The organism is Runella sp. R5_40, assembly GCF_057652295.1.
In genome coordinates, this window is record NZ_JBYFCH010000008.1 from 296952 (window position 1) to 308636 (window position 11685).

Consider the following 11685-nt stretch of genomic DNA (forward strand, 5'->3'; position numbering starts at 1 on the left):
AACCTTACGCTTGGTGCTCTTTACGGAGCAAATCGTTGACAGTTTTGACGGGGTTGAAGGTAATGAGTGGAACTTCCACAAACACCGTATTCCAGTCAGACATTGAGCCATTCCAAAGTCCTGGGAGTTCTTGGGCTTTCAAGTCTTTCCCGTCTTTTGATTTTTGGGTAATAAAGCCCGTATTGGAGTCGCGATAGCTCATCAACTCAAATTTCTTGCCTTTATAACCACGGAGAGAGCACACCAAATCAACGGGGTTGAAGTGCGTCGCGGTATCGAAAAGTGCTTTTTGTGCAGCATCGTCCATGTCAATTTGCGCCGACTCTACCACTTGGAGCGAGGTCGTGCCGTCAGGGTTTGCCGCCCAGAAAGGTCCACCACCAGGCTCTCCGACGTTTTTCACCATTCCGCACAAACGCACAGGGCGGTCGAGCTTCATGGCAAAATAGGCGAGTTTTTCGGTATTTGAAAGCGTCCAGAAATCCTTGGTAGGCTGCGTAAACATCGTCGTTTCGTAAAACTCTGACAGTTCGCTGATTAGGCTATCGCTGTTTTCGCCTGCTTCGATGCGGGCCAAGAAATCGAAAATTTGCTGGCGGTATTTCAATAACAGCGCCCCAAGGACTTTTTTGTACGTAAAAGTGGTGTTTTTGAGGCTATCGGGTACTACGTTGTCGATGTTTTTGATGAATACCACATCCCCGTCTTGGTCGTCGAGGTTGGCCAAAAGCGCCCCGTGCCCCGCAGGACGGAACAACAGGCTACCATCGGCGTTGCGGAAAGGCGTGTTGTCCATGTTCACCGAAATGGTATCGGTAGAGGGTTTTTGCTCCGAAAAACTCACTTCATAAGTGACGCTGTATTTTTCTTCAAAAGCAGGTTTCATGGCTTCAATCAGGGCTTCGAAACGGCTGCGGTGCTCAGGCGAGACGGTAAAGTGCAGGCGAACAACCCCGTTGGCATTGGCGTAGTTGGCGCCTTCTACCAAATGCTCTTCTACGGGCGTACGCGCCCCTTCTTCGTAGTTGTGGAACTTTAACAAACCTTTGGGAAGGTTGCCATAATCTAGCCCTTTGCCACTCAAAATATAGTCGGCAATTTGTTGGTAATTGCCGTCGCCAATGGCCGTTTCAATGTCAACACCGTCGTTGGCCATGGCGGTTTTGAGGTCTTCAAAAAAAGCAAAATCGCGAATCCGCTCGCTAAATTCAGGGATAGACTTGTCGCTTTTTCCGTCGTCTTTGAAAGCAAAAAGCGACTTGAACATCCGCGTGGCAGCGCCCGAAGCTGGGACAAACTTCAACAACGAAACGTTTTTGGCTTGTGCATCAAACTCATCGACAAGAGCAGCACTTTCTTCTTCGCTCACGCGCACAATGCCATCACCTACGGTAGCGGCTTTGAGAACTTTTAAAAAAGGGAAACCCGTTTCAAAATGAGAAATCTGTTGTTGGATGGTTTCAAGCGAAATGCCCTGTTTTTCGATTTGGGCGAGGTCTTTTTCAGTAAACATGGGTTTGAATAAGATTATACTGTTTAAGGTTCGGAGATACAAAATCGTATTATGACTACAAAAACTTGGACTTTGTGCTAAAAATAAGGAAGATTCAGGGATGCAAACTATAAAATATTTGTTAATCCTTCGACCGTTCGATAAAAAAAGCGGTTAGAAATGATTTTCCGTACTAACTTTGTATAAAAAAGCGGCTTTGTATGGCAATCCCACCCGAAAGTTCAAAAAAAATTGTGGTAGTACCCTGCGCTATCTTTGAAAAAGATGGGCATGTTTTTTCGGCCCAGCGCAAGGAAGGGATGTCACTGGCTTTAAAATGGGAGTTTCCTGGCGGAAAAGTGGATGAAGGCGAAACGGAAATTGAGGCACTTCACCGCGAAATTATGGAAGAGCTGAGCGTAGAAATTGAAATAGGAGTACGCCTTGAACCTGCTTACAAAGAAGACCCTAACCGCATTATCTGCCTTGTACCTTACGTGTGTCGGATGCTTACCTCGCCCATCGTTTTGACCGAACACCAACAATACAAATGGGTTCGGCTGGAAGAGGTTCACAAACTAGATTGGGCCGAAGCCGACTTAGAAGTCATCGAGACTTTTCTTCATTATTTAGGCGTTAGCAAACTACGTCGCCATAAGACAAAGTTAAAGTGTTGATTGTTAAGTGTTCCTAACTCCTACTTTACAGTTTCACAACTTTGCGAACAATCGTTTGCCCCTCTACTACAAAACGTAACAGATAGGCGCCAGGGACGGTGTCTTCGAGTGATATGTCAAGCCCGTGCAATGTTCCTTTTCGGAAGTGTCCTTTGTTGAGGGTTTTTCCTTGCGCATCCAATAGTTCCCAATCGCCTGATTTTTGACCCAAAACCTTAGCTTCTACTTTGACTTTGTTGTGGGTTGGGTTGGGCAATACCCGCAAGTCTTCGTCAGATACTGGCTCAATGGCCGTGAGAAGAACACTCACGCGCGCGCTGCCACCAACGCTTCCGTTTCCACAAACGTTTGTCACGGATTTTAGTGTATAGGTGGTTTCTAAGGCTGGTTTTACGCTGATGGTTTGAGCGTTGCTGGAGATAGTGGCCGTGTTATTGTCGGAAAGAACGTACGTCACGGGAAACGTGCCTTGAACACTTAATTTTAGCTTAGCTTCCCCTCCAAATGCAATTGTCGTGTCGCCACTAAGGGTTGCTTTGGCGCGTTGTTTGAGCGAAAAAACGTCGCTTGGTGTGAGGTTCGCGTTGGCATTTTGGGTCGGTTTGATGCGTAAACGGTAATTTCCACCAATTTCTACATTGGCAGGAATCGTAACTTTAACGGGGCTTTGGCTGCCACTTCCGACAGTGCGAGATGTGGTAAAGTTTCCTTCTTTGTCTGATAATTGAGCCTCAAAGCCAATGCCTGTATCAAATCCTCCCGTGACGGTGAAAGGCAAATCAAACACCGATTCATCGCAAAGTATAACTCCCGCAGGCACTTGAGTCGTGATTTTGGGCGTTACCTCCACTCTTGCACTTCCGTTGGTGGTGCCTATCCCGCAAGCATTGCTTACGGAGGTGACGGTATAAGTGGTGGTTGTAAGCGGCGAAATGGAGATGGTCAATGGGTTGGTGGAAGTGGTCGCAGCGGGGCCGCCCGAAAGCTGGTACGTCCACGGTCCTGAGCCCGAAAATTGGAGCGTAAGTGGGGTGCTTTGCCCTGCCTCGATGGTTGCTGCGCCGCTCAAGGTCGCCGAAGGTTTTTGTTGGATGCTAAAATTGGCCGATACAACTGGAGCAATCCCCGCGACGTTGGCCACAATGCGCAAGCGATAGTTGTCGCCCGAAGGGAGTGTGGTGGGTAAGGTGGCAGAAAATGCTTCGTTACTTTCGGTGGAAAGGGTGACGGGTTGTGAAAAATTGCCTTGATTGTCAGATAATTGCAAGGTGTATTTCCAGCGATTGCGGTCGGTGTTGGTTACCGAAAAAGGAACCGAAAGTGCCGCACCTGCGCAGGCATTGGCCAGAGGTTTATCGAAAGAAAGGGCGGGCTTTTCGCTTACAGAAACGACGAAACGATCCAACAAACAACCCGCTTCGTCGCGAACGGTAAGGGTGGTGTCGCCCGTGAGGGTAAAGGACAATGTAGGCTCATTGCTACCATTGGACCATTTTGCAGCGCCTTTCCACGATGGCGTTAGGGCCACAGTTTCTCCGTGACGTGCTTTGAGTTGAGTCGTTTTATTGACGTTTTTGAAAATCGTAAATTGATCACGAACCACACCGTCGTTACAAAGCCATTCGTAGTTAAGGCGGTTGTCTTCGACTTCGATAACGACCGAACCACCGTTTTGGAAGTTTTTGAAAGGCATTGCGGGGTGGGCGGGGCCATCGAGTCCATTGTTACGCCCCGAAGAACCTGCAACTACGTAAATAACGCCTTCATCACCTCCATTTTTGACGTATGCACACGAATTTGGGCTATTGTCGTATTTGCCCGATGAAGTGCTGGTCAAATGAGCGGTTTCGTTGAAAGTTGGGGCAAGTCCTGTGTGACCCCGCGTAGGGCGCGAACGTTCATACAAGTGGCTATGACCGCTCAGTACCAAATCAACTTTGTATCGCTCTAAAATAGGGTTTAGATTTTGTCGAATAAGAACTAATTCCGTTTCGGTATCCGAGTCGTGCGAGTTTTTGGTGTAAGGTGGGTGGTGAAACATCACAATCGTCCACGGAAGGCGATTGGCGGCTAAGTCTTTTTTGAGCCATTCTACCTGTGGGCTGAGCGTATCGTACAATCGGTATTTGTCTTGCTCAATGCCGTAAGAGTCCAAGGCTACTACGTGTACATTGCCGTAATCGAACGAATAATTCATTTCGGAGCCCGACGGAACACCGCCCGACTCGCCGTTTTGGGGTTGGGAGAAGATTTGAAAATAGGCAATCTCACGACGGCTTTGCACGCCCGAATAGTATTCATGGTTGCCAGGAATGGCCCAAATAACGTTGTTTTTGAAGAAATAATCTTGGTAAATATTGAAGAAATTATTCTGGTATTCTTCGTCGGTACCGATGGCATAGGCATTGTCTCCAAGAAACAAAACAGCGTCGGTTTGACGGTTGTCGTTTTGAATACGTTTTAAATAAGCATCGCGTACTTCCCGCTGGTTGGGCGAACCGTCTCCTGCATCACCTAAGGCCCAAAACCTCACCTTTTGCTTACTTCCCGTGGGTGGAGCTGTTTTGAAATAATAGGAATCTCCTTCGTAGGTCGTGCCGTTGACTTGGATTCCGTAATAATAGACTGAGTTGGGAGTAAGGCCATTGATGCTTACTTCGTGTTCGGTCGTAGGAACGTCGCGGCTAACACTTTGCGTTTTTTGGGAAGAAGAACTTCCGTAGGTGAGCTTACTAACCACCGCCACGTCTGTCCGCCACCGCACTACGATGCCCGTTGAAGAACCCATTTGGAGGTAAGGACCTCGTACAATTTTTTGGGCAAAAAGGGCATTGGAAGCACAACTGGTTATAAGAAGTGCAAACCAAACAACGACTAAAAAACGGCGTTTACGTAGAAATGAAGCCATGCGAATTGTGATTAGTTAAATCGAACCACAAAGTTGCGCAAAAGAACCTATTTTACCTCAATCGTTACGCTTACTTCTTTCTGAGGTTTGCAGTACCACTCGCCTTGGCAACGTAAAAAGTACGTGGTGGTTTCTTGCGGTGAAAAACTGCGTTGATTTCGGGGTGAGTAACTGTACCGTTGCATCAGCGTTTTGGTTCCATTGGCAGTTTGGTAAAACCATTCCAACGGCCCCTGACCATATTCGTTGACGGGGCAACCCGACAATGATAAGGTGATTTCTTCCCCCTTCGTAATGGTGTATTTTTCGGCAGTGAGCGTGGGAATAGGGACGTTGCAAGTGGCACACTCTTTTTCCCGAACCACTACGTACTGCACATTTTGAGCAAAGTCGGAGGCTTTGAAGAAATAGCGCTGCGACCAACTGCCCGTGGTAGAGTTTTCAAGAATTACCCGATTGCTATCAAATGTTTTGGTCGAAGAAAGGCTCACTTCGGCACATTTGACTTCGTCAAGCAGGTTGGAATAACCTTTGCGAAGGGCCACTTTGTACTCGCGTCCTGTGAAAATATTGGTATAGGTGGTGTCTTGAGAAATCAAAATTTCGTACGGATAAGGCCGAAGGGTATCCACGGGTGGCAAGTTGACGTCAATGTCGTCCCGATACGCTTTGTCGGTAAATCGAATCAAGGCTCGGGCAGCTTTTCGGTCGGTCGTAGTGCCTTTGGGGCCATCCCACACGATTTTGAATTTACGGGAGAGAACCGTTTTAAACGAAATAGGCCGACGTACCAACTCACAAGGATTGGTCAGGCCGCCTCGGTAAAAAATACCAAACACGGCTGTGGCGTAGTACAAACTATCTTGTGGATTAAAAAAGCCACGGTCTTGGTCGGTGACTTCCGAAGTACTGATGGGAGCGCCCGCTTCACATTTGCCCGAAGTTCCCGATGTTCTTCCGTTAAAAAATGGATTTTCGCACCCTATCAGCCCTACCAATCCAATCCATACAATTATTGTCAGCCACTTCTTCATTTCACAAATCGTTTTCGATAGTTTCTCAGACAAATATACGGGGAAATTGGTAAAAACGATTCTGGTAGTTTGAGCAACGTTCATAAAACTGGTATGCTTATTGCTCTGACGCTGAGTATAACTAAGCTTACGTACATGAAAAAATTATACCTAGTTGCGTTGTTGAGCATGTTAGTGGGAGTGCAGTCGTATGCTCAACGTTTTGTAAAAATCGACGAAGACAGTCGCCGTTTTTGGATGAATGTGGGTGTCGGGCCTGGTTTGATGAAAGCGGGTGGTTCTTACGATTTTAGCCCTTTTTTTCTACCGAAAACAGCTCCTACGTGGCAGGTGTTTTTGTCGCCATACTACATGGCATCCAATCGGTTTAACGTTGGCCTAAAATTGGGCGGCTTCTTCCGACCCTCGTTTGAGGATGTAGAGTCAAAGAGCATTATTCAGCAAAAATTCACTTCATTTGGGTTGTTGTACGCCGACTATTATTTGTCATCACCCTATCGGATTTTGGAGCGACCTTGGAAACCTCGTTTTTACTTGGGACTGGGTGCTGGTGTTTCGTACATTGGTAAACTAGAAGCCAAAGACTTGTTGACCGAAAACCGCTTTACGTTCCGCCGCAAAAACCAAGATGCGTTCATTACGGTAGCGCCCAAAATTGGTGTTTCTTTCCGTTATATTAAACTCGAAATTGAGCACACGTTGACAACGCCTTTCAATCCAGATATTACGTCGATTACCATCATCAGCGCGCTACCGTTGGGAAATCCAAGGTATTATTAGAGGAGTGATGAGTTATGAGAGATAAGAGATGAGGAGTTGCAGACTATTCTTTACAAATAAAATCCCCGAGTCCTTGTTAAAGGCTCGGGGATTTTTGTTAGTTGAAGTTTCTGTCTCGGGCGGGTTGTGAGCAACCCTTGACACGCATCTTGCTTTTTGCCTCTTGCCTCCTTTGGGCGGGTTGTGAGCAACCCTTGACACGCATCTTGCCTCTTGCTTTTTGCCTCTTGCCTCCTTTGGACGGGTTGTGAGCAACCCTTTGCACATTTGGAGCAACCCTTTGCACGTTTGCCCTTTTTGCCTCTTGCACTTTGCCTTCTTCGGGCGGGTTGTGAGCAACCCTTGGCACGGCTAGGGTTTCAACGCCAAGCGACAATAATGACCTGCTAAACCTGCGAAGCCCGCCACCAATCCTCCCACGAGGGTGACGGCGGCAAAAAGGCTGGCGGCGTTTGGCAACTTGAAAATTTCGGCCACTTTTAGGGGAAATTCACCTCCGCTGGAGACACTTTGGAACAATGAATACCCTAACCATAAAGTAGAAACTGCGGCAAACGCAATTCCGTACGCTTCTTTGGCATTTTTAGCTTTCCAAAAACAAAGCCCAAAACATACGATGGGCATCAGCCACCAAGGGCCTAAAAATTGAGCAATACCGCTTATGACAAGAATAAGAATATAAAGCATGAGTCGGAGAGTTTAGCGTTGTAATTTGACGGTTGATTTGATGCGAGGGTGTTGTTCGTCTTTCGACTTCAAAAACACTAACTCGTTGAGTTCGCCTTTGGCCCATTTGTCCACCATGTTGTCGTAGTGTGGGCTACCTGGGTTGCCCGACTGCCCCCCTGGGTACAAACCGTAGGCTTTGGGCCACGTTTTGTCGAGCTGCACCACCATTCGCCACGATGGGCCATGACCTGCTTCGGTGGTTGCGTTGACAATGTTAGCCCCCCCCCCGTTGATGATATCCATCCGTGAAAACGACTTGAACAACGGTACAAGGTGCTTGATGTCAGTTCCTTTGGCAGTACCCCAAACCCACGTTTGTGGATTATATGGCCCGTATTTTACCGTAAGCGAGTCAATGGTAGCTTTGAAAGTGGTTGTAATAATGTCAGCGGCGGTTTCTACCTTGTCGGTCGTTTTTACGTTGTCAAACCACTTTGCATTGGGTTGTTTTTGGAGCATGGCCCACGTACGGTCGCGGGTAGGCTGTGACATGGGCGCTTTTTCGTCTTGCGTTGGAAACTCATCTTCCCAAATCGCCAGCCGCAGCTCTTTTACGAAACGCTCAAAAATGGTAGGCGCAATTTCGTTGGGGTCGTTGCGTAAGTTCCATTTGGCCAACACGCCGTAGGCTGGCAAGGCTTTGGCGCTGGGGTCTTTTTCCAAATACTTGAGCAATTCGGGCAGAATGCGGCGTGCTTCTACGTTGAAATTATCATTTTGGAGGAGACGTAAGCTGTCGGGGGTTGCTTTGGTCATGTTGCCCAAACGCTCATTGATACGAATACCCCGTTCGGCAGGCGCAAATTTCCACCCCAAATAATACGGGTAAGAAGGGTCAGCGGGAAACTGATTGGCCGAACTTACAAAGCCACGGGCAGGATTTTTGACGTAGGGTGTTTGCTCCACGGGAATCCACGCTTTCCATTCATGCTCAGGGTTAGCGCCATCGAGCGAATATTTGCCTTGCTCTTTCCATTTCAACGGAAAATGCCCTGCTGAGGTAATAGCCACGTCGTTTTGATTGCTGGCAAAGACCACGTTGAAACCTGGAGCGGCTAAATAGGGTAAAATTTTACGGTAATCGTCGTAATTTTTACCGTGGTTGATGAGGTACAGCGCCTTCACTGAATTTCCTGCGGCTACGGGACCTACCCACGTAAGTGCATGACCAACGGGTAAATCGGAGAAGAAAGGTTTCTGTCCTTGGCTATAAAGAATCGGGCCGTGGTGGGTATAAAGAACGGTATCACGGATGATTTCGGGCGAACCTTTTACCTTAAATTCACTGACTCTCGACGTGACAGGGCGCCAGTCGTTGCCGTATTTGTATTCTTTGAACGTATTGTCTTTGAACTGAATTTGGAACAAATCAAACACGTCCGAACCGACGTTGGTCATTCCCCAAGCAATGTCTTTGTTGAACCCAATGCCAATCCCTGGCCAACCTGGCACGCATACGCCATAGACGTTGACCGTGGGTGAAACCAACTGCATTTGGTACCAAATAGAAGGAAGGCTTAGCCCTAAGTGGGGGTCGTTGGCGAGCAAAGGCAACCCAGAGGCCGTACGCGAACCATGAACCGCCCAGTTGTTGGAGCCAATACCAGGGTTTTCAGCTTCAAGGTCGAGATTGGCGGCGATGCTCGCTTTCATGAGTTCGGGTACTTTGGGAACGGCCAGTGGCGTAAAATCCCATTTTGTGCCCGAGGGTACAATCGGCGACTCTTCTACGGGATAGTCAGGAAAGAGGTCGTTCATGGTTTCTTTGCCAAACTTCGCCAAAGCATTGGCCATGCGGTAGTCGTCTGAGCGCGCGTTCATGTCTTTGCGCATCACCATTTCTACCAAGGCTGTTTTAAGCGGCGACCAAGCTTCGGGCGTATAGCCAAGAATTTTATACTCAATGGCCAAATCTTTGTACGAAACCTGCTGAATATAAGCGTTTACCCCTGCCGAATAAGACTCTACAATGAGCTTAGACGTAGGCTCGTGGGTAAATGACTCCGCCAATCTCTCGGCTCCTTCGGGTAGTTGGAGACGACGATTATAGCGGTCAAAATCAAGTGCCAAAGGCCCCATTACCTCACTCAAACGCCCTGCCGCTACGCGACTGTAAAAGTCCATTTGCCAAAGACGGTCGCGGGCAATGATGAAACCTTGGGCGAAATACAAATCCTCGTCGTTATCGGCAAAGATGTGCGGCACTCCGTTGTCGTCGTATTTGACCGTAACTTCGCCTTTGAGCCCTTGAAGTTTAATGTCGGCTGGGGGTTGTTTATCGGGCGACTCGGCATTTTGCCAAAAACCCGTAAACGGACTAAAAAAAGGCCCCAAAGCAGGAGCAGGCCCAAGTGGGCGGCTAAAAATGTACGTCAATCCACCAGCTACCAGCAGACTCAACAACGCACGAATGTATTTCATTGGGGAATGTTAAAAGGGTTTGGTTTTGGTATTTTGTTGATAAAAAAATGAATTAATTGGGGTGCAATTTAGTGTTTTTTATCAAATGTTGGCCAGTCGAGTGGCGCACGATCTTCGGCTTCTCCCAATAAATAACCAAAAGGTTTGAGGGCTTCGACCGAATCAAAAATAACTTTCACAATGGCCGTAACGGGAAGGGCCAAAATCAAGCCCGAAACGCCCCAAAGTTGTCCCCCAAAAATCAAGACAATCATGGATGCAAGCGGGTTGACACTCACTTTAGAACCGACGATGTAAGGCGTAATGAAATTTCCTTCTAGTATTTGAATCACCCCAAAAACGGCCAATACTCCCAGCGAATACATGGGCGAATCGAGCGCAACCAAGGCCATTAAAGCGGGTAAAATAGAGCCTATCAACAAACCGATGTAAGGGATAAGCAACAAGCAAGACGCAAAAAAACCAAAGAAAACCGCGTGCGGGACGCCAAGCAGCAGCAAACCTGCGGAATTGAGTACTCCCACAATCAGAATCACCGAAACCAGTCCTACGAGGTAGCCTTGTACAACCTCATAAATCCGCCGAATGGCTTGATCGACGCGGCGTTTGTGGCGGCTATCAAACAATTTGTAAAAAAACTGACGGAAGAAATCGCGGTAAAGTAAAAAGAAAAATACGAACAAAGGAACAAGCGTAGCTGAAGCCAGCGTACCCGTGGTGGTAGCAACGGCCCCCGTCAGGACCGATGCACTATTTTTGAGGGCTTCGGTGAGGTACTTGCGGCCTTCGGTAATTTGTTTGCGGCGGCTCATGCCAAAATTATCACTTAAAAAATCTTGTCCTTGGTCAATCCAATAATTGGCTTTTTTCTCCAAACGAGGAAGTTCTTCTCCAAAACTGATGATTTGAATGGAAGCCAAGTAAATCAATCCTACCAAAACGGCAAAAAAGATGATTTGAGCAATGGTAATGGCCAATAAACGAGGGAAACGCCAACGTTCTAAAAAAGCACAAATGGGGTACAGTAGCACCGAAAATAACACCGAAAAGGTGAGGGGTACGATGGTTTCGCGGAGAACGTACAAGATATAAACGATAATTACCGAGGAAAGAAGCCACCCCGCGAGTCGAAGGGAAAAAGGAAATGATTTTTGCATGGTCAGACTGAACCTTTTAGGGTAATTTTAAGATTTTTGGAGAGGATTTGGGTCGAAACGGTAAATTCACCCAAATCTACGTATTTTCAAGGGGAAAAGGCAAACTCCCGTGCCAAGGGTTGTTCACAACCCGCTCGAAGAAGGCAAGAGGCAAAAAGCAAAGGGCAAACGTGCGCTCGTGCCAAGGGTTGCTCACAACCCGCCCGAGGAAAGCAAGAAGCAAGAAGCAAGAAGCAAAGGGCAAACGTGCGCTCGTGCTAAGGGTTGCTCACAACCCGCCCGAGGAAAGCAAGAAGCAAAAAGCAAAGGGCAAACGTGCGCTCGTGCCAAGGGTTGCTCACAACTCGCTCGAAGAAGGCAAGAGGCAAAAAGCAAAGGACAAACGTGCGCTCGTGCTAAGGGTTGCTCACAACCTATGGTAACCCCATAACTTGTTGATTTGGGGTGGTATTTTTGAGGGCGAATCCCTCAACGATAGCCTTGAATC

General features: G+C 47.7%; 8 protein-coding genes. 2 read left to right on the forward strand and 6 right to left on the reverse strand.

Annotated features, from left to right (window positions below; genetic code table 11):
- Positions 1 to 4 precede the first annotated feature (4 nt).
- Entirely contained in the window at positions 5 to 1513 is a 1509-nt protein-coding gene (locus AC23N5_RS16875; RefSeq protein WP_487756480.1) for a DUF4301 family protein, read from the reverse strand.
- A 200-nt stretch (positions 1514 to 1713) separates the two neighbouring features.
- Here AC23N5_RS16875 and AC23N5_RS16880 point away from each other — a divergent pair, with 200 nt between their 5' ends.
- Positions 1714 to 2169, forward strand: a complete 456-nt coding sequence (locus tag AC23N5_RS16880) for a (deoxy)nucleoside triphosphate pyrophosphohydrolase (RefSeq protein WP_183974732.1) — start codon at positions 1714 to 1716, stop codon at positions 2167 to 2169.
- Positions 2170 to 2194: 25 nt separating this feature from the next.
- Here the strand turns inward: AC23N5_RS16880 and AC23N5_RS16885 are convergent, their stop codons facing one another.
- Positions 2195 to 5077: a metallophosphoesterase gene (locus AC23N5_RS16885; RefSeq protein WP_487756481.1), complete on the reverse strand. Its 2883-nt coding sequence runs from the start codon at positions 5075 to 5077 to the stop codon at positions 2195 to 2197.
- A gap of 47 nt (positions 5078 to 5124) precedes the next feature.
- On the reverse strand, positions 5125 to 6111 hold the full coding sequence (locus AC23N5_RS16890; protein WP_183974726.1) for a hypothetical protein: 987 nt from the start codon (positions 6109 to 6111) through the stop codon (positions 5125 to 5127).
- A 135-nt stretch (positions 6112 to 6246) separates the two neighbouring features.
- Between AC23N5_RS16890 and AC23N5_RS16895 the strand changes: the two genes are divergently transcribed.
- Complete coding sequence (locus AC23N5_RS16895) at positions 6247 to 6891, forward strand: hypothetical protein (protein WP_183974724.1); 645 nt, start codon at positions 6247 to 6249, stop codon at positions 6889 to 6891.
- 351 nt (positions 6892 to 7242) lie between these two features.
- Here AC23N5_RS16895 and AC23N5_RS16900 read toward each other — a convergent pair whose 3' ends face one another.
- From AC23N5_RS16900 to AC23N5_RS16910, 3 genes are all read right to left on the reverse strand, one after another.
- Positions 7243 to 7578 carry a hypothetical protein gene (locus AC23N5_RS16900; RefSeq protein WP_487756482.1) on the reverse strand — a complete coding sequence of 112 codons (336 nt, stop codon included), beginning with the start codon at positions 7576 to 7578 and terminating at the stop codon, positions 7243 to 7245.
- A gap of 12 nt (positions 7579 to 7590) precedes the next feature.
- The gene (locus tag AC23N5_RS16905; protein ID WP_487756483.1) at positions 7591 to 10041 is read right to left on the reverse strand and encodes a penicillin acylase family protein; all 2451 of its coding nucleotides are present in this window, start codon (positions 10039 to 10041) and stop codon (positions 7591 to 7593) included.
- Between the two features lie 68 nt (positions 10042 to 10109).
- Positions 10110 to 11198, reverse strand: coding sequence for an AI-2E family transporter (locus tag AC23N5_RS16910; RefSeq protein WP_183974719.1), 1089 nt, complete (start codon positions 11196 to 11198; stop codon positions 10110 to 10112).
- Between the last annotated feature and the right edge of the window lie 487 nt (positions 11199 to 11685).